Genomic DNA, 17,290 nt, shown 5'->3' with positions numbered 1-17,290 from the left:
GGTACGCCGGTCAGGCCAAAGCGAAGACGTCGGCCAGAATGTCCTCCCACAGGGTAAGGTAGTCGCCCTCGCTGATCAGGTCCTCGGCATTTACGGGCGGCGTCCAGTCCGGGAAGAGCGCGATCAGGTCAGCAAGCGTGACGTCGTCTCCGATCATCAGGTCGCCACCATCGCCGCCATCGAGCGTATCGTCACCCGTGCCGCCGGTAACCATGTCCCGCCCGGTGCCGCCCGAGGCGCTGTCATTGCCGTCGCCGCCATCGACGGCATCATCGCCGCCGCCGCCGTTCAGCGTGTCGCTGCCGCCACCGGCACTCAGCCCGTTCCCGGCATCGTTGCCTATGAGAGTGTCGTTCCCGGTTCCGGTGACCCCGTATTCGATCACCGTCCCTCGCGCGATCCCGATATTGCCCACCAATCCGGCGAGGTCGGAAAAGTTCTCTTCCCGCAAGTCCAGTCGCTGATCGTCGGCAAAGCCCGAGAAGTCGAAGACATCCGTGCCGCCCGTGTCGAAGACCGTGTAGGAGACCGGATTCGAGAGCGACAGTGCCTGATCAAGGTGGCTTCCAGTCGTGCCGCCGACGCCATAGGTATCGTTGCCCGTCCGGGCCTCCGGCGTGCCGTAGAGGTTGTGGATTGCGAGGATGTCCGCAATCTGCGGTGTGATCACATAGGCGAAGCTGGCATCGATGAAGCTGTTCTCGGTCTGGTAGAAATACGACATGACCGACGCCTGCCAGCTGTCGTTGGCATAGTCCGCATCGAACGGATAGCTGGCCGAGCCGTTGTAATTGCCTGCATGGCCAAGACCCAGAGCATGGCCGATCTCATGCAGGTAGGTCTGGAAAAAGTAGCCGTCGATCCGGTTCTGCCCTCCGGCCCAGCTATCGTCGATATTGACCGTGCTGCGGGTGATGGTGCTGCCCGAGATCCAGAACTGCGCATAGGCACCACTGTTGTTGTCGTCGAACGTGATATTCGACGAGGCGCGTTGATCCCGAAGCTCGACCCTGTAATCGCCGGTTTCACTTCCGGTCGCGCCGGCTACCTCGATATAGTAGGTGCCGGATGTTGGGACCTTAAGCGCGATCGCCGTGTCCATGCCATGCGCGCCATCCGCCTCGCGGATGACCGTGCCGCTCGAATCCAGAAGACGGATGACGGCACCGTCCAGCGGCGCGCCGCCGTCGCCTTCGAGCTTGATGGTGACCTTTCGCCCGGCGCTGAGCGTCACCGCCACGCTGTCGCGGTCGCCCGCCGTGCCTAGGCTTCCCGCGAAGTCCTGACCGACCGACATGGAATAGGCGGTCGAGGTGCCCTGACCCGCATCTGCGCCCTCCAAGACCGTTGCAGTCGGAGCCGCCGTCGAGAATTCCTGAAAGGCGATGCCGGAGACATCCGTCCACGCCTGGAGCGCAAGCCGCGCCATCTCCTGGCCGTCCTGTGTCAGACCGGTCAGGTCGACCGTTAGGGTGCCGCCGGTCGTGACGTTGAACGAATAATCGTTCCCGCCCCAATAGCCGTTCGTCAATTGCGTCGCGATCTGGTCGTAGCTGTAGACGGGAAGGGAGTTGTCCAGAGCAGCATTGTCGGTCTCGGCGTCGCTATCCGGCTTGGCATAGGGGCAGTCCGGATCCCAGGGTGTGAAACTAGCGCAGATTGTGCACATCGCACCCTCCCACGCCATGAGCCACAACCACACATACCCAACCGTATTGAGACGGCTTGCCGTTCAATCCCATCTTCACCCCTTTCGACATCGGGGCCCCCGAGCCCGCGTCAGTCGTAGAGGTTTCTGGGACTATAGATTTGACAGAAGGTTATTTCAGGTCGCCCAGGCGAAGGCGAAATACCTAAATTCCTAAGGACCGCGCGACCCTCACCAGCGGCGCAGCGTCTCGCCCGGCTGAAGTTTGGGCGTCAGCTCAACGCGTTGCCCGGTCTCGGTGATCGACCCGTCGCTTCGGCCCGCGATGATCCGCGCTGCCTCGCGTCCGATTTCGCGGCGCCCGGCATCCATCGTCGCGAGCTTGCGCGGCAGCCCGTCCAGAAGCTCGACCCCGTTGAACCCTGCCAATCCGATCCGGCCCGGAACGTCGATCCCGGCATCAAGGCAATAGAGAAGGCCGCCCGCGCCGATCATGTCGTTCGAGTAATAGAGGAAATCGAGATCGGGTGAGCGCTCCAGAATGGTCTGGGTCATCTCGCGGCCTTTCTTCAAGGCCGAACCGCCGGAGTAGAACTCCTGATCCATGACCTCGACGCCTTCCTTGGCAAGCGCCTCGGTGAAGCCCTCGAAACGCTTCCGCGCCCGGTGGTCGAGCGGCATCTTGGTGCCGAGGAACCCGATGTTCTCGTAGCCCGCCTTGCAGATGGCCCGCGCCATTTCGCGGCCCGCGCGCCGGTGGCTGATGCCCACCATGGCGTCGATCGGCTCGCCGTCCACGTCCATGATCTCGACCACGGGTATACCGCTCGCATGAAGCATGGCGCGGCTGGCGTCGGAGTGTTCGAGCCCCGCGATAATCACGCCCGACGGACGCCAGGACAGCATTTCGAAGAGAACTTCCTCTTCTTTTTCGGGAAGGTAATTCGTGACGCCCACGACAGGCTGCAGCGGCGTGTCGTCCAGCACTTCGGAAATACCGGTCATCACCTCGGGGAAGACCATGTTCGACAGGCTGGGGATGATCACCGCAACAAGGTTGACCCGGCTCGACGCCAGCGCGCCGGCGATCTTGTTGGGCACGTAGCCGAGCGACTTCGCGGCGGCGAGAACCTTTTCCCGTGTCGCGTCCGAGACATCGCCCCGGTTCCGGAGCACGCGGCTGACCGTCATCTCCGAGACTCCCGAGGCTTCGGACACATCCTTCAGCGTCAACGGGCGCCGCGGGGGAATCTTGATGTCGTCCGTCATCGGGATGATCTTTCCGTCATTCATGCTCTTATCTCATGTGCCGCAAGTTATTGTCCAGCTTGGCCTGACCGGTATGTTAGGGCTAACAGCGCGGGAAGGAAACACCTCAATCCACGCTTGATCCGCCGCGCGGTTCCGGGGACAAGGGGGCTGGCGGCCCCGTGGCTCAACTGGATAGAGCAGCCCCCTCCTAAGGGGCAGGTTGCAGGTTCGAATCCTGCCGGGGTCACCACTTCACAAGTCCTCACCCGCGGCGCGACGCTTGGACAATTCCCTGTAGAGCGCCGGAGGGGTCACACCGATCCAGTCCGCCACAGCGACCCAGCCGCCGCGCGCGGGCACTCCATGCAGGTCCAGATATGCGTCGAGCCGCAGAGCAACGGATTTGAGCCTCATCACCTCCAGCCGCGCCCGGAGCGCCTGGACGTCCTTGGCCGTGTCCGCAAGAGCGGCGAGCGCGAGGTCCGCTTCCCCGAGCGCGCCAAGCGTCGTGTCCCTTGGCAAGACAGCGACACGGCAGGACGTCTCGCAAAGAGCGTCGCAGTGATACCGCTTCACGAAAAGCGACGCCCTTGCCACGAGACCCGGAGCAACGGTTCGGTCAATGATAAGGCGCGTCCCGTCGGACAGGTGCCGTTCAAGGCGCACTGACCCCTCAAGTAGCAGATATGCGGAATGTATCGGGTCATCCCGCCGGAAGAGCACAGCGCCACTGGCAAGCGCTCGTGTGGGCGCGGAGGTGAAAATACGGCTCCAGACGTCGGACATGATCCCGATCATGTTCTCTAAGCGCGGGTTCAGGCAAGTCCCGTGTATTCGATACGGAGTTTCTGACAATGACCTTACGGCCCCTCGCTTTCGCCGTTGCGTTCCTTGCGTCGCCCGCACTGTCCCAAAGCGACATCCACGCGCCCTACGCGGGCCTTGATAGTCGTGAGATCGCCGCTCTTTCGGAAGACGACATTGCAGAGATCGAAGCGGGGCAAGGCTGGGGACTGGCTTTGCCTGCCGAACTAAACGGCGTGCCGGGCCCGACGCATCTGATCGAACTCGCCGCCGAGATCGGCCTGACCGAAGATCAGATCAGTGGACTGACGGTCATTCGGGACGAAATGCGCCGCGACGCGATCGCAGCGGGCGCCCTATTCCTGGCGGCAGAGAAAGCTCTGAACGACGCGTTTGTCGCGGGGCCGCCGTCGCCCGAAGCGCTCGAGACCCTTGTCAGCGACGCAGGTGTGGCGCGTGCACGGCTCCGCCACGCTCATCTCGCGGCCCACCTGAAAACGGCGCCGCTTCTCCGGCCCGGGCAGATCGCGGCGTATAACCGCCTGAGAGGATATTCCGCTGCTTACGATCCATGTCTTGCCCCGGTTCCCGAAGGCCACGACGAAGCGATGTGGCGACGGCACAACGGCTGCGGCTGAAGCGCCCTTGTTCAGAGCATCCGTATGGCGTTCTGGTCGATGGACAGCACATAGCCCTGCCGCGCCACCGTCTTTATCAGCAGTTCGCTGACCAACTGGTTGCCGAGCGCATCGCGGAGGCGCTTGATCCTTGTGGCGCCTGCTGCCTCTTCGCAATCGGCGGCGTCGCGGCCCGAGATCATCGCCTCGATCTCGGCTCCCGACAGGATGTCGCCGTCCATGCGCGCCTCGGCCAGGACGGCCAGCGTCTCGATGGCGGCTCCGGTCAGTGTGAATTCCATGTCGTTCAGGACGACCACCTTTTCCTCGCGGCTGATCACGAGGGTCGAGACCTGAATCCCCTGCCGCTCGATCTGACCCATGCGACGGTTCAGCAGCACGATGGTCACCACGAAGACGAGACAGGCGATCAGAAGCCCGGTCGCAAAGAGCATCAGGACGAAGATAACCACGCGGTATGTGCCGAGCGTCTCGGAAAACGCTGTGCCGGACTGGGCGAGGATCTCGAGAAGCTTGATCTCGGCCCCCGAGGTCAGGTCAGTATTCTCGATGAAAAGCTGCTCAACACGCGCGTTGAACGCCCCCGCATCAGGCAGGGTCCACAAAAGGAACCCGGCCGAAAGACCGAGGATCAGCACCACCGCGATAATGCCCAGAACGACGACGCGCGTCCCGGCAAGTTTGGCTTCAGAAGCGGAGGAAGTACTCACCGGCATCCGATCTTTTTGCGTCAAGGGCGCTTTCGTCGAAGACGGATTCGACTTGGAGAAGCGTCCAGCCACCCGCCGCGAGCCGGCGCGTGATCGTGTTTTCGACCGCTGGCGAGGGCTCACAGGGCGAAGCATCGATCTCGATGACGCCATAGTGCAGCCGGAGCGGATTGTCCTGCTTGGCCTTGTAATCGGCATAGCAGGCGGCCTGAGCGGCAGAAGCGCCGAAGGCCAGAAGGGCAATGGATACCAAGATACGTGTCATGGCGGCGAGCCTGCGCGGGCCTGCCGCGAAAATCAATAACCGAAGGCAGACCGCCGGCTGATATCCCATATCAAGGCGCCGATATTGTTTAGCCCGGTACCCCGACCCCAAATCGATTGCAGGCCGCCCGAGGCGAGGCGTCCGAACGGTTCAAACGGTTTCGGTGTGCAAGGGGGAAGCTCATGTCGGTCGTCAGAAACACGTTTATTGCGCTTATGGCATCGGGGGTTCTGATGGTGCCCGCGCCTGCATCGGCCGACGCCGAGGACGTGGCGCGCGCTCTTGTCGGGATTGCGGCCGTTGGCATTATCGCCAAGGCGATCGACGACCGGAAGGATCGTCGCGAGGAACAGACAAAGGCTGCCGAGCGGCATCAGTTTCGGCTTGGGCCTGTCGAGCAGACCGGGCGGCATATCGAAGGCCGTATCCGCCCCTATGACCAGCCGCGGGGCAAGAAGCTGGGTGTGAAAAAGCGGCCCCTGCCACAGGAATGCCTGCGCTGGGTCGAAACCGCGCGGGGAGACAGGCTCGCCTATGGCGCGCGGTGCCTGAACCGAAACTATCGGCACGTCCGGCATCTGCCTGACCAATGCCACACGCTGGTGCGGACACCGCGCGGCCTGCGCGAAGTCTACGGCGCGCGCTGCCTCGAACGCGAGGGATGGCGCGTGGCACGGCGCTGACACGAAACACAAGAGATCCGGCGGCGGGCTCCCGCACATCCCGTTCGTCGCCGGTTGGCCGGGGCCTTCATCCCGCCCCGGCCGCCTTAACGAGTGAGAGTTAGCGAGTAACCTATTGAGTGGTGGGGGTACGAGTATGGGCGGCGGCCGGTCCCGGTCGTCGCCCTTTTCTTGTCATGGTGGTCGGGATCGGGTTTTGTCCCTGGGATGAATGCACCCGATTTCAGTTTTGAACAGGCCGCCGGGGCGCGCGGTTTCATACGCGTCGCCGGCGTGGACGAGGTGGGAAGGGGGCCGCTTGCGGGTCCGGTCACCGCTGCGGCGGTCGTGCTGGACCCGTCCCGCATTCCCGAGGGTCTGAACGACTCGAAGAAGCTGACGGCAGCCGCTCGTGCGCGCATCGCCGCGGCGCTCTGTGAGGTGGCAGATGTCTCCATCGCCCATGCGAGTGTGGAGGAGATCGACGCCCTCAACATCCTGCGAGCGTCCCATCTGGCCATGGAGCGCGCGGTGGGCGGGCTCTCGCGACAGGTGGATTTCGCGCTGATCGACGGCAACATGATACCGCGTGGCCTGACCTGCTCTGCGGAGGCGGTCATCAAGGGCGACGGACGCAGCCTCAGCATTGCCGCCGCGTCGATCGTGGCCAAGGTGACGCGCGACCGCATCATGGAGGATTTGGCGCAACAGCACCCCGGCTACGGCTGGGAACGGAACGCCGGCTACCCGACGAAAGCCCACAGAGAGGCGATTCTAAATCTTGGGATCACCCCACATCATAGACGTTCCTTCAAGACGATCCACAATATGTTGTGACAAGCTATTTCTATAAGTCGTTGATTCAAAAAAGAAATTGACGGCGAATCGGTCCTGACTCATCTTTATCCACAACGAACGAGGCGCCGGGACAGCGCCCGGACCGAGAGGCAGAGATGACGACCAAGACCAAGCCGGAGGCCGCGCGCCTTCCCCTGAACACGATTCTGAACGGCGATTGCATCGAGTTGATGCGGTCCCTGCCCGAGGCGTCCGTCGACCTCATCTTCGCGGACCCGCCCTATAATCTGCAGCTGCGCGGTGACCTGCACCGGCCCGACAATTCCAAGGTCGATGCTGTCGATGACGCCTGGGACCAGTTCGGTTCCTTCGCAGCCTATGACCGGTTCACCCGTGACTGGCTGGCCGCTGCGCGGCGTATCCTCAAGCCCGACGGCGCGATCTGGGTGATTGGATCCTACCACAACGTTTTCCGGCTGGGTGCCGAGCTTCAGAACCAGGGTTTCTGGATTCTGAATGATGTGGTCTGGCGCAAGTCCAACCCGATGCCAAATTTCCGGGGCAAGCGTCTGACCAACGCACATGAGACTCTGATCTGGGCCTCGAAGGGCGAGGGTGCGAAATACACTTTCAATTATGAGGCTCTGAAGGCGCTGAACGAAGGGGTGCAGATGCGCTCGGACTGGGTCCTGCCGATCTGCACCGGTCATGAGCGGCTGAAGAACAAGGATGGGGACAAGGCGCATCCGACGCAGAAGCCCGAGGCGCTTCTCCATCGCGTGCTTGTGGCGACGACCAAGCCGGGCGACGTGGTGCTCGACCCGTTCTTCGGGACCGGGACGACGGGTGCGGTTGCCAAGATGCTGGGCCGCGACTTTATCGGGATCGAGCGCGAGGCGGCCTATCGCGAAGTGGCCGAGGCGCGCTTGGCCAAGGTCCGGAAATTCGACAAATCGGCGCTGGAGGTCACGCAATCGAAGCGGGCCGAGCCGCGCGTGCCCTTCGGACAACTGGTCGAGCGCGGCATGCTGCGCCCGGGCGAGATGCTGGTCGGCCCCGGCGGCAAAGCCGCGAAGGTGCGCGCGGACGGCACGCTGATTGCCGACGATATCAAAGGGTCGATCCACCAGGTGGGCGCGGCTCTGGAAGGGGCGCCGTCCTGCAACGGATGGACCTACTGGCATTACCGGCGCGACGGAAAGAACGTTCCCATCGACGTTCTGCGCCAGCAGATACGGGCCGAGATGAGCTGATCCCGGTCCGCGCTCCGGACGCGGGCCACTGCTTGCCCCCGCGACCGGTGCGACCCTCTTACCGCCCGTGACCGTATCCGCCTGCGGCACGGACTTGGCCCCGCGCAAGTCGCGGGGTCTTTTTTGTGAGGGATTGCGCCCGGCTGCGCCGGTCGCGGTGGGCGGATGCTCACGCATCCGCCGAATGCAAATGCTGGCGCATTCGTTTTAGGCGAGGGGGCTGTCTGCCCCCTCGCGCTCCCCCGAGGATATTTTCGAACAGGCGAAGAGGCTGGGGTGCTGCCTGTGGCATTGCGGCATGTGTCTCTGGAGCGGTGAATGAGGTAGCGATGGGTCAGCGGGTCGGGAGGCGTCATGACCGAATTGACGGGAAAGAGACGGGTGCTGCTTGTCGGTGCTTTCCTCGTGGCGGCGGCGCTTTCGGTGTTTTTCGCGGTCAGGCTCGGGGTCTCGGTCGTCTACTGGTCGGACCCCTCGCATATCGATCAGGCTTTCGAAGGCTGGATGACGCCGCGCTACGTCGCGCGGTCATGGGATTTGCCGCCTGACGTTGTCGCCGATGCGCTTGCCCTGGAGCAGGACGGCGCCGGACGCAGGGTGACGCTCGAAGAGATCGCGCGAGCCTCCGGGCGGGATCTGGCCGCCCTTTTCGACGCGCTTGAGGGTGCCATCACCGATTACCGGACCCGCGGCGGTGAATGAGCTGCTGTTCGGATATGTCTCGGTCTACGGGCTGCCGATTGTCGGGCTGGCAGCTTTTCTATCCTGCCTTGCGGTGCCCATACCGACCTTCGCCGTCATGCTGGCCGCCGGAGCCTTCGCGGCCACGGGTGACCTTGTCCTCTGGCAGGTGCTGGCGGTGGCCTGGCTGGCGGCGGTGGCGGGCGATCAGACGGGGTTCCGGATCGGGCGATGGGGCGGCGCGCCCATTGTCGAGTCGCTGTCGAAACGGCCCACGCGTGCCGTGCTGATCGAACGCGCCATGGCGTCGATCCGCAAGTGGGGCGGCACGGGCGTCTTCTTCTCGACTTGGCTGGTGGCCCCTCTCGGGCCGTGGATGAACCTTGCCGCCGGAGCCTCGGGCATGGGCTGGCTGCGGTTCACGCTTTGGGACGGTCTGGGTGAGGCAATCTGGGTCTGCGGTTATGTCGGCCTCGGATATCTCTTCGGCAGCGAGCTCGACCGGCTGACGACGCTTCTGGGCGACTGGGCGGGGCTGACCAGCTCGCTGGCGATCACCGCCCTTCTTGGCGTCATTCTCTGGCGGACGGTTCGTCGCCGCGCGCCTTAACGAAGAAAACCCATCGCGAAGGTCGGTGCGATCTGGTGGCCGGATACGAATTCCTCGAGAGCCTGGGGGTCGGGCTGCCGGTCCGTCCGCGTCTCGGCAGCCGCCAGTCCGCCGGTGATGAAGAGCGAGTCCAGATCCTCGCCAAGAGCGCCCCTGATATCCGTGTTGATCCCGTCGCCGATGGCAAGAATCCGGTTGTCGGAAATGTCCGTACCAAGCTCGGAGAGACGTCGCCGTGCGAGATCGTAGACCGGCGGATGCGGCTTGCCGAAATAGAGGCTCTCGCCGCCCATTTCGGTGTAGAGCTGTGCCAGCGCGCCCGCGCACCATTCCCGCGTGTCACCACGATCCACCACGATGTCCGGGTTTGCGCAAAGAAGCTTAAGCCCCTTGGTTTTTGCATAGAGAAACTCGGGCCGGTTCACGGCCGGATCGGCCTGCGCGTCGAAGGCACCGAGGCAGACAATACCTTCTGCCTGATCGAGCGGCACACGCTCGATTTCGACAGGGTCGTCGACCAGTTTGATCGGCTCGAAGAAGGTCAGATCGCGCTCTTCGCCCATGAACCAGACCTTGTTGCCCACAACACCGCGGAACATCGCGGCGCGGGCGCTGTCGCCCGATGTGGCGATCGTGTCCCAGCAGTCGCGCGGCACGCCCATCCCGTCGAGCTGCTTTTCGACATCCGCACGTGGGCGGGGAGCGTTGGTCAGCAGGACAACCTTGCCGCCATCGGCCCGGAAGGCGCGCAGCGCCTCGACCGCCTCGGGAAAGGCCGAGATGCCATTGTGCAGACAGCCCCAGAGGTCGCAGAAGACAGCGTCGTAATCGTTGGCCACCTCGGCGAGAGTGTCGATGATCCGGACCATGCGCCGCGCCTCAGACCTGAAGCGCCGGGATGATCTGCTTTTTCCGGCTGACAACGCCGGGAAGGCTGACCAGATCGCCGCGAACCGTCACGGCAAAGCTCTTCTCGGCCACGTCCTTCACGAAATCGTTCGGCACGAACAGCACCGATTCCTCGTTCAGGATGTCGACGAGGAAGAACAGCACCTGATCGACGCCATCCTCCTCCGCGACGGTCGCCATATCCTCCATCAACCCGTCCTTGCGGCTAAGGACCGTGGCAGGCGAGGTTGTTTCCAGCACGGAGACCCGGAATTTCCGGCCACCGACCTCGTAGGCCTTGCTGTCCATCCTGAGAAGTTCGCTGTTCGAGAAGGACGAGACATCCGATTTGGCGGCGAACATCTCGGCGGCGTAATCCGCGATGTCGAGACCAAGCTCGGCTGCCAGCGCCTCGGCCAGCGAGCGGTCTACGTCCGTCGTGGTGGGTGAACGGAATTCCAAAGTGTCGGACAGGATGCAGGACAGCATCGCGCCCTTGATCTCGTCCGGCATCTTGTCGGCATCTTCGCCCATCAGGTCGTGCATGATCGTCGCGGTGCAGGCGACGGGCCGAACCGTAATGTTGATCGGCGCCGTCGTCTTCAGCCCGCCTTGCAGCATGTGGTGGTCGATCACCTCGCTCACCTGTGCCGAATTGATCGAGGGCGGCAGCTCGGCCACGTTATTCGTGTCGACGATCACGACCTCGTCCTCGGGTGTCACGTCTTCCAGAAGCTCGGGCTTGTCGAGGTTCCAGCGGCGCAGCATGAAGGCGGCCTCGGTGTTGGGCTCGCCCAGAAGGCGAGGTTCGGCGTCGATGCCGCGGCAATGGCTCAGGTACCATGCCCAGATGATGGGCGACCCGGTCGAGTCCGTGTCAGGGGATTTGTGGCCGAAGACTTTGATGGTCATTGGGGGCAGTCCGTCAAAACAGGTACAATCGCGGGCGTTATAGCAGGGGCGCTCACGTTGTCACCCTTCGCCAGAGAGCCTGCGCTGCTTTGACCGCGTTTGAAGGGGCCGAGGCCCCGCACCGCTTGATGCAAGGCGGTCGATACGTGCAGGATGCGCCCGAGCAGTCGAAGGCAGGCAGAATTGCGCGAAACAGAGCTTTACCCGCCGGTGAAAGCCTTTCTCGAAGGGCAAGGCTATGAGGTGAAGGCCGAGATCGGCCCGGCGGATGTCGTTGCCGTTCGCGGTGACGAGCCCCCCGTGGTGATCGAGTTGAAGACCGGTTTCTCACTGGCCCACGTGCATCAGGGGATCGCGCGGCAGGCGATCACCGACGCTGTTTATCTCTGTGTTCCGCGCAAGACGGGCCGGCCATTTCTTTCGCAGCTCAAGTCGATGAACGCCCTCTGCCGGCGGCTCGGCCTTGGCCTGATAACCGTCCGGCTCAAGGACGCGCTGGTCGAGGTTCATTGCGATCCGGTCCCCTATCGGCCCCGACAGAACCCCGCCCGTCGCGATCGGCTCCTGAGAGAGTTCGCGCGCCGTCGGGGTGACCCGAACAAGGGCGGCCGGGCTGCGAAAGCCGGGCTGGTGACCGCCTACCGGCAGGACGCGATCGCCTGCGCGAAGTGGCTATCGAAAGAGGGACCGTGCAAGGGCGCAGACGTCGCGAAGGGCACCGGCGTGGATACTGCGACGCGGCTCATGGCCGACAATCACTATGGCTGGTTCTGCCGCATCGGGCGCGGCATCTACGACCTGAGCGATGCCGGACGGATGGCGCTTTCCGAGGGCTCGGAAACTGTCTAAAGCCGTGCCATGAATGTCGCCACCGTTTTCGACCTCGGCCCTCTGGCGTTTGTCTTCGCGGCGAGCGTCGCTGTCGTCGCCGGTTTCGTAAAAGGCGCGACCGGCTTCGCCATGCCAATGGTCATGATCTCGGGTCTCGGCTCGTTCCTTGCGCCCGAAGTCGCGCTGGCGGCGCTGATACTGCCGACGCTGGTCTCGAATCTCTGGCAAGCCTTCCGGCAGGGCGTCGCGGCAGCCTGGGCCTCGGCCCGCGAACACTGGCGTTACGTCACGATGGTGGCGCTCTTCATCGCGCTTGCGGCGCAGCTCGTCACGTCGATCCCGTCCCGTGCTCTGTTTCTGATCCTTGGCGTGCCGGTGACGATCTTCGCCATCCTCCAGCTCTCCGGCTGGAGGCCGACCGTCCATGACGGCAACCGCAGGCGCGTCGAGTACGGAGTAGGCGCCTTCGCGGGCACGCTCGGGGGGCTGTCGGGTGTCTGGGGACCGCCAACCGTTCTCTACCTGATGGCAATGAACACCCCGAAGCGCGAAAGCGTCCGCGTGCAAGGCGTGGTCTACGGTACGGGTTCGGTCATGCTTCTTGGCGGGCACATGACCTCGGGCGTGCTGAATCCGGCCACTCTTCCGCTGTCGATGGCACTTGTCGTTCCGGCGGTCTTGGGCCTGCTTATCGGCTTCGTGGTACAGGACCGCCTGGATCAGGACCGTTTCCGCACCCTGACCCTGATCGTCCTCGTCATCGCGGGGCTGAACCTGATCCGCCGCGGTCTAGGCTTCTAGGCCGCCCGGCTTCTTCTGTTCGGAAATACTCCGGGGAGACGCCCGGCAGGGCGGCGGGGCGGAGCCCCCGAAGGATCGTGTCGGGGGCGTCAGCCCCCGACATCCGGATCAAACGGGATCAGGCTGAAGCGGCTTCGCGGATCGCGATGGCCTTCACGTCGTCGTCGATGTGCTCCTCGTACTGAGCGAAGTTCTCGGCGAACATCTGCACCAGTTTTGCGGCCTGCCGGTCATATGCTGCCGCGTCGTCCCAGGTCCGGCGCGGATCAAGCAGAATGTCCGGCACGGCCGACGCCTTCACATGGGTCGGAACCTCGAAGCCGAAATTCTTGTCCTTCCGGAACGGCGCGTCTTCGAGCGACCCGTCCAGCGCCGCCGTCAGCAGCGCGCGCGTCGCCTTGATCGGCATCCGGCTGCCAGTGCCATAAGCGCCGCCGGTCCAGCCTGTGTTCACCAGCCAGCAGGTCGCGCCGTGCTTGGCGATCTTTTCGCGGAGGAGCGCGCCGTATTCCTCGGGCCGGCGCGGCATGAAAGGTGCGCCGAAACAGGTCGAGAAGGTCGGCTGCGGCTCGGTGACGCCACGCTCGGTCCCGGCCACTTTCGATGTGAAGCCGGACAGGAAGTGATACATCGCCTGCGCCGGCGTGAGCCGCGCGATGGGCGGCAGTACGCCAAAGGCGTCGCAGGTCAGCATGATGATGTTCTTCGGATGCCCGCCAAGCGCCGTCGGCGACGCGTTCGAGATATAGTCCAGCGGATACGCGCAGCGCATGTTGGGCGTCAGGCTGTCATCCTCGAAGTCCAGTTCTTTGGTCTCGGGATCGTAGACCATGTTCTCGATGACCGTGCCGAACTTCTGGGTGGTCTCATAGATCTCGGGCTCGGCTTCGCGGCTCAGGTTGATGGTCTTGGCATAGCAGCCGCCCTCGAAGTTGAAAGTGCCCCGGTCCGACCAGCCATGCTCGTCGTCACCGATCAGCACGCGCTCGGGATCGGCGGACAGCGTCGTCTTTCCGGTGCCCGAAAGCCCGAAGAACACCGCGGTGTCCACCGGGTTGCCCGGCGCATGGTTGGCCGAGCAGTGCATCGGCATGATGCCCTTTTCGGGCAGCATGTAATTCAGAAGCGTGAACACCGACTTCTTGTTCTCGCCCGCATATTCCGTGCCGCCGATCAGGATCAGCTTCCGGTCAAAATTCAGCGCGATCACCGTCTCGGAGCGGCAGTCGTGCCGTTCGGGATCAGCCCGGAACGAGGGCGAATTGATGATCGTGAACTCGGGTTCGAAGCTGTCGATGTCCTCTGCTTCGGGCCGGCGCAGCAGGTGCCGGATGAACAGCGAATGCCAGGCAAGCTCGGTGACCACGCGCACGTCCAGCTTGTGAGCCGGGTCGGCCCCGCCGAACAGGTCCTGAACGAAGTAGTCGCGCCCCGCCATGTGGGCGAGCATGTCATCGTAAAGACGGTCGAAGCCTTCAGGCGACATCGCGCGGTTCGCGTCCCACCAGATCTTGTCGGCAACGCTATCGGTCTTGACGATGTGTTTGTCGTTGGGCGATCGGCCCGTGAATTTTCCCGTCGAGACAAGAAGCGTGCCGCCTTGGCCCAGCTCTCCCTCGCCGAGGCACAGTGCCTGGGCGATCAGGTCGGGCTCCCGCAGGTTGTAATAGACCGTTCCCAGCCCCGTAATGCCTTGCGTTTCAAGAGTATGGTTCGGGTTCACACGGCCTTTGGCCATCGGCTTCAACTCCTTGACAATAGGGTGGCGACGCCGACAGAGGCGCGCTCCGTTCTCCGATATAATGGTATCTATAGGGCGTCGGTTCCCCTCATGGATAGGACGGAACCGCACAGTTAGCGCAACCAAGTTGTTGATTTTCTTGAGTTAGCGCCATCAGCCCCCTGCATTCCGGCCGGTAAGGGCGGAAAGGTGAGTCATATTAGCCATTCCTTCAGGAAAATATCGTCTCTCAGACGTGTCCTATGGCTGCGATTCGCACTTAATTGTTGAAAAACCACGAGGCTGACACGATGATGCCCGAAAAATGACAAACAGGAAGCGCCAAAAAACAAGGCGTTTATGAGCAGTAAAGGAATTCAGGATGTCCAGGATCGCTCTGGTCGATGACGACAGAAATATTCTGACGTCGGTATCTATGACTCTCGAAGCCGAAGGGTTTGAGGTCGAGACTTACAATGACGGGCAGGCCGCCCTCGACGCCTTCAACAAGAAGCTGCCGGACATGGCGGTCTTCGACATCAAGATGCCCCGCATGGATGGCATGGACCTGCTTCAGCGGGTGCGCCAGAAATCCGCGATGCCGGTGATCTTCCTGACCTCGAAGGATGACGAGATCGACGAGGTTCTGGGGCTGCGCATGGGCGCCGACGACTACGTGAAGAAGCCCTTCTCGCAGCGTCTGCTGGTCGAACGCATCCGTGCACTCCTCCGCCGTCAGGAAGTCATCGCAAGCGATGCGGGCGGCGAAGTCGATCAGGCACAGGTCATGGTCCGCGGCGAGCTGCGGATGGACCCGCTTCGTCACTCGGTGACCTGGAAGGGTCGCGACGTGTCGCTGACGGTGACCGAATTCCTGCTTCTTCAGGCGCTCGCGCAGCGGCCCGGCTTCGTCAAGAGCCGCGACCAGCTGATGGACGTCGCTTATGACGATCAGGTTTATGTCGACGACCGCACCATCGACAGCCACATCAAGCGCCTGCGCAAGAAAATGCGCATGGTCGATGACGAGTTCTCGGCAATCGAGACGCTCTACGGCATCGGGTACCGGTATAACGAAGAATAGATGAGCGCCTTGGGGGTCGACGTGGTGGGCGCAAAGCCGACCAAACACGCCGACGTCGTTCTGGGCGAGGATTGGATCGGTCCGGACGCGGCGGCGGAAAGCGAAGCCCGCAGAAAGCGGGACCGCCGTGGCGTGATCGCCATGAACCGGTCCCCGCTTGCCCGCAAGATCATCACCTTCAACCTTCTGGCAATCCTCGTCCTCGTGGCGGGGGTTCTTTTTCTGAACCCGTTCCGGGACAGCCTCGTTGTTCAGCGCGAGCGGAGCCTCGTCATCGAAGCCGAGCTTTTGTCCAGTTTCTTCGAGGCGGGGCTTCAGGACAGCGAAGCTGCAGGCCTTGGCGCCGACGGCTCACCCGATCCGGCGGCGATCCTGGCGTCCATCGATATCCCTAACGCCGTTGAGATCTTCGTCTTCGACGCAAGCGGCGGCCTGGTCGCCACGACCATGGGCCGCAACCGGACATCCCAGGCGGTCGAGACTCTGGATAATTCCGAACGCTCCACCGTGATCTCGGATCTCCTGCATGGGATTTGGGAAGGCATATCCAGCGTCTCAGGCAAGGACCTCGCCGAGGCGCCCGAAGACCCCGGCAACACGGACCGAGCCCGCAGCATCGCGCTCGAAGCTCTCAGCGAGGACACGCTCGTCCGGTCGACCACCGATCTTTACGGCAATACGATCTTCACCGTCGGAACGCCGATAGAGCGCAACGGGGTTGCCATCGGCGCCGTGGCCATCGCCAGCGCCGCGGGTGAGATCGACCAGCTTGTCCGTTCCGAGCGCGAGCAGGTTTTGCAGATGTTCGTCATCGCGATCCTGGTCTCGATCGGACTTTCGCTCGTCCTCGCATCGACCATCGCCAACCCCTTGTCCGATCTTGCCGCGGCCGCCGAAATCGGCCGCGAAAAGAACTCGCGTCGGATCAGCCCCAGCCGCGTTCGCATCCCCGACCTGACCGCCCGCCCTGACGAGATCGGGCGACTTTCGGGCGCGCTCCGCGGTATGGTCGCGGCGCTGTACGACCGGATCGACGCCAACGAACAATTCGCCGCCGACGTCGCGCATGAAATCAAGAACCCGCTCGCGTCGCTTCGCTCGGCCGTCGCCTCGCTCCGCGATGTCGAGCGTCCCGACCATCGCGAGAAGCTGCTCGACGTGATCGAGCACGACACCCGCCGCCTCGACCGGCTGGTCAGCGACATCTCGAATGCCTCGCGGCTCGACAGCGAACTGGTGAAAGAGGACGAAGAGCCCTTCGACCTCCTCAAGATGATCGGCAATCTGGGCGACTATCTTGGCGAACAGGCGCGCGACAAGGGCGTCGAGTTCATCACCGACATGCCGTCCGACCCCATCGTGATCGAGGGTCTGGAAAGCCGTCTGGCGCAAGTCTTCGTGAACCTGATTTCGAACGCGATATCCTTCTGCGAAGACGGCGACGCAATCCGTGTCTGGGTGCGGAAACGCGAGAACCGGGTGCTTGTCGTGGTCGAGGATACCGGGCCCGGCATCCCCGAACAGGCGCTGACCAAGATTTTCAACCGCTTCTACACCGAGCGCCCGGTTGGCCATTTCGGCAACAACTCGGGCCTTGGTCTGTCGATCTCGAAACAGATCGTCGAGGCGCATGGCGGCGTGATCTGGGCCGAGAACATCCGCCCGACAGACGCGGATATCACCTCCGAACCGCTTGGCGCGCGCTTTGTCGTCGGCCTGCCCGTCTGACTGCGA

At 63.2% G+C, this 17,290-nt stretch carries 18 protein-coding genes and 1 tRNA gene; 11 read left to right on the top strand and 8 right to left on the bottom strand.

Annotated elements, in window-relative coordinates:
• Positions 1 to 10: 10 nt before the first annotated feature.
• Both GQ651_RS09525 and GQ651_RS09520 read right to left on the bottom strand, forming a co-directional pair.
• Positions 11 to 1,669, bottom strand: a complete 1,659-nt coding sequence (locus GQ651_RS09525) for a M10 family metallopeptidase (RefSeq protein ID WP_160764033.1) — start codon at positions 1,667 to 1,669, stop codon at positions 11 to 13.
• Positions 1,670 to 1,879: 210 nt separating this feature from the next.
• On the bottom strand, positions 1,880 to 2,917 hold the full coding sequence (locus GQ651_RS09520) for a LacI family DNA-binding transcriptional regulator (RefSeq protein WP_160765112.1): 1,038 nt from the start codon (positions 2,915 to 2,917) through the stop codon (positions 1,880 to 1,882).
• Between the two features lie 155 nt (positions 2,918 to 3,072).
• Between GQ651_RS09520 and GQ651_RS09515 the strand changes: the two genes are divergently transcribed.
• Positions 3,073 to 3,149, top strand: a tRNA-Arg gene (locus GQ651_RS09515).
• Positions 3,150 to 3,151: 2 nt separating this feature from the next.
• Here the strand turns inward: GQ651_RS09515 and GQ651_RS09510 are convergent.
• Complete coding sequence (locus tag GQ651_RS09510) at positions 3,152 to 3,685, bottom strand: Crp/Fnr family transcriptional regulator (RefSeq protein WP_160764032.1); 534 nt, start codon at positions 3,683 to 3,685, stop codon at positions 3,152 to 3,154.
• A 68-nt stretch (positions 3,686 to 3,753) separates the two neighbouring features.
• Between GQ651_RS09510 and GQ651_RS09505 the strand changes: the two genes are divergently transcribed.
• Complete coding sequence (locus GQ651_RS09505; RefSeq protein ID WP_227258127.1) at positions 3,754 to 4,341, top strand: hypothetical protein; 588 nt, start codon at positions 3,754 to 3,756, stop codon at positions 4,339 to 4,341.
• Positions 4,342 to 4,352: 11 nt separating this feature from the next.
• Here the strand turns inward: GQ651_RS09505 and GQ651_RS09500 are convergent, their stop codons facing one another.
• Both GQ651_RS09500 and GQ651_RS09495 read right to left on the bottom strand, forming a co-directional pair.
• Positions 4,353 to 5,057, bottom strand: coding sequence for a winged helix-turn-helix domain-containing protein (locus GQ651_RS09500; RefSeq protein WP_160764031.1), 705 nt, complete (start codon positions 5,055 to 5,057; stop codon positions 4,353 to 4,355).
• The gene (locus GQ651_RS09495; RefSeq protein WP_160764030.1) at positions 5,029 to 5,316 is read right to left on the bottom strand and encodes a hypothetical protein; all 288 of its coding nucleotides are present in this window, start codon (positions 5,314 to 5,316) and stop codon (positions 5,029 to 5,031) included. Before GQ651_RS09495 ends, GQ651_RS09500 begins: the two co-directional genes overlap by 29 nt.
• A 182-nt stretch (positions 5,317 to 5,498) precedes the next feature.
• On the opposite strand from GQ651_RS09495, the gene GQ651_RS09490 reads away from it, so the two are divergent.
• From GQ651_RS09490 to GQ651_RS09470, 5 genes are all read left to right on the top strand, one after another.
• Entirely contained in the window at positions 5,499 to 5,999 is a 501-nt protein-coding gene (locus GQ651_RS09490; RefSeq protein ID WP_160764029.1) for a hypothetical protein, read from the top strand.
• A 207-nt stretch (positions 6,000 to 6,206) separates the two neighbouring features.
• On the top strand, positions 6,207 to 6,815 hold the full coding sequence (locus GQ651_RS09485) for a ribonuclease HII (protein WP_160764028.1): 609 nt from the start codon (positions 6,207 to 6,209) through the stop codon (positions 6,813 to 6,815).
• 116 nt (positions 6,816 to 6,931) lie between these two features.
• Positions 6,932 to 8,029: a site-specific DNA-methyltransferase gene (locus tag GQ651_RS09480; RefSeq protein WP_160764027.1), complete on the top strand. Its 1,098-nt coding sequence runs from the start codon at positions 6,932 to 6,934 to the stop codon at positions 8,027 to 8,029.
• A 354-nt stretch (positions 8,030 to 8,383) separates the two neighbouring features.
• Complete coding sequence (locus tag GQ651_RS09475; protein WP_160764026.1) at positions 8,384 to 8,731, top strand: hypothetical protein; 348 nt, start codon at positions 8,384 to 8,386, stop codon at positions 8,729 to 8,731.
• Complete coding sequence (locus tag GQ651_RS09470; protein WP_160764025.1) at positions 8,724 to 9,320, top strand: DedA family protein; 597 nt, start codon at positions 8,724 to 8,726, stop codon at positions 9,318 to 9,320. The genes GQ651_RS09475 and GQ651_RS09470 overlap by 8 nt, the downstream gene beginning before the upstream one ends.
• Here the strand turns inward: GQ651_RS09470 and GQ651_RS09465 are convergent.
• Together GQ651_RS09465 and GQ651_RS09460 are read right to left on the bottom strand one after the other, a co-directional pair.
• Positions 9,317 to 10,189: a TIGR01459 family HAD-type hydrolase gene (locus GQ651_RS09465; protein ID WP_160764024.1), complete on the bottom strand. Its 873-nt coding sequence runs from the start codon at positions 10,187 to 10,189 to the stop codon at positions 9,317 to 9,319. The two genes, GQ651_RS09470 and GQ651_RS09465, sit on opposite strands and share 4 nt — an antisense overlap.
• 10 nt (positions 10,190 to 10,199) lie before the next feature.
• The gene (locus GQ651_RS09460) at positions 10,200 to 11,120 is read right to left on the bottom strand and encodes a manganese-dependent inorganic pyrophosphatase (protein ID WP_160764023.1); all 921 of its coding nucleotides are present in this window, start codon (positions 11,118 to 11,120) and stop codon (positions 10,200 to 10,202) included.
• A 183-nt stretch (positions 11,121 to 11,303) separates the two neighbouring features.
• On the opposite strand from GQ651_RS09460, the gene GQ651_RS09455 reads away from it, so the two are divergent.
• Positions 11,304 to 11,969: a DUF2161 domain-containing phosphodiesterase gene (locus GQ651_RS09455; RefSeq protein ID WP_160764022.1), complete on the top strand. Its 666-nt coding sequence runs from the start codon at positions 11,304 to 11,306 to the stop codon at positions 11,967 to 11,969.
• Between the two features lie 9 nt (positions 11,970 to 11,978).
• Positions 11,979 to 12,752, top strand: a complete 774-nt coding sequence (locus GQ651_RS09450; RefSeq protein WP_160764021.1) for a sulfite exporter TauE/SafE family protein — start codon at positions 11,979 to 11,981, stop codon at positions 12,750 to 12,752.
• Between the two features lie 118 nt (positions 12,753 to 12,870).
• Here the strand turns inward: GQ651_RS09450 and GQ651_RS09445 are convergent, their stop codons facing one another.
• Entirely contained in the window at positions 12,871 to 14,490 is a 1,620-nt protein-coding gene (locus GQ651_RS09445; RefSeq protein ID WP_160764020.1) for a phosphoenolpyruvate carboxykinase, read from the bottom strand.
• A gap of 364 nt (positions 14,491 to 14,854) precedes the next feature.
• On the opposite strand from GQ651_RS09445, the gene GQ651_RS09440 reads away from it, so the two are divergent.
• Both GQ651_RS09440 and GQ651_RS09435 read left to right on the top strand, forming a co-directional pair.
• Entirely contained in the window at positions 14,855 to 15,556 is a 702-nt protein-coding gene (locus GQ651_RS09440) for a response regulator transcription factor (RefSeq protein WP_160764019.1), read from the top strand.
• Positions 15,557 to 17,284, top strand: a complete 1,728-nt coding sequence (locus tag GQ651_RS09435) for a sensor histidine kinase (protein ID WP_160764018.1) — start codon at positions 15,557 to 15,559, stop codon at positions 17,282 to 17,284.
• Positions 17,285 to 17,290 lie beyond the last annotated feature (6 nt).

It is taken from the genome of Kangsaoukella pontilimi (assembly GCF_009830125.1).
Lineage (GTDB): Bacteria > Pseudomonadota > Alphaproteobacteria > Rhodobacterales > Rhodobacteraceae > Kangsaoukella > Kangsaoukella pontilimi.
Note: the sequence above shows the minus strand (reverse complement) of the source record. Positions and strands in the feature narration are given on the sequence as shown.